The following is a 583-nucleotide window of genomic DNA, read 5'->3' on the forward strand; positions in this document are numbered from 1 at the left end:
CCCAACATAGGCTGTACCAAAATCAACCTGTGCCTCGCCGCCGGGGTGTTCGAGTCGTTCATAGCTTTCGGCACGTTCCAGCTTGAGTTCTTTTCGGCGTTTGGCTACATATTCTTCAACAGTGCGTCGTCCGCCCTCAAACCTGTATTCATCACGCAGACGATCAAAGATTCGCTTCGCGGTATAACGCTGTTTGCGGGGCAACGCCTGCTCCTCCGTTAACCAAGTATCAATGATGTCAAGATACGGACCGAGAACGGGATATCGTCTCTTGCGCCGACAAACGGGTTCATTCCAATCGTCCTTTGTGGCGTATTTCTTGGCTGTCCTCCAATTGACTCCCATGGCTCTCGCAATCTCCGAGATTGAATAATCCTCATTCTCGTACAAAAATTTGATATACTGTTGCTGTGGCACTTTCAACATTCCTCTCACATCTCCCTGGTTCTTCTGGACAAAGACCAAGGTAGACTTAATAGAGTGATGTTGGCAAGTGCCTATTTATTTTTCCGCCTTGTAAAACGCAGGCTAGCTCTGCATTTTTACGCTGCGATTTTCTGTACTTTTATTATGCGATATACAC

At 47.2% G+C, this 583-nt stretch carries 1 pseudogene; it reads right to left on the bottom strand.

The window, feature by feature from the left end:
* Nucleotides 1–426, bottom strand: a pseudogene (locus AC27IT_RS27890) (IS21 family transposase); the annotation flags it as partial.
* Nucleotides 427–583: the final 157 nt, after the last annotated feature.

The organism is Brevibacillus sp. YAE8, from assembly GCF_057543335.1.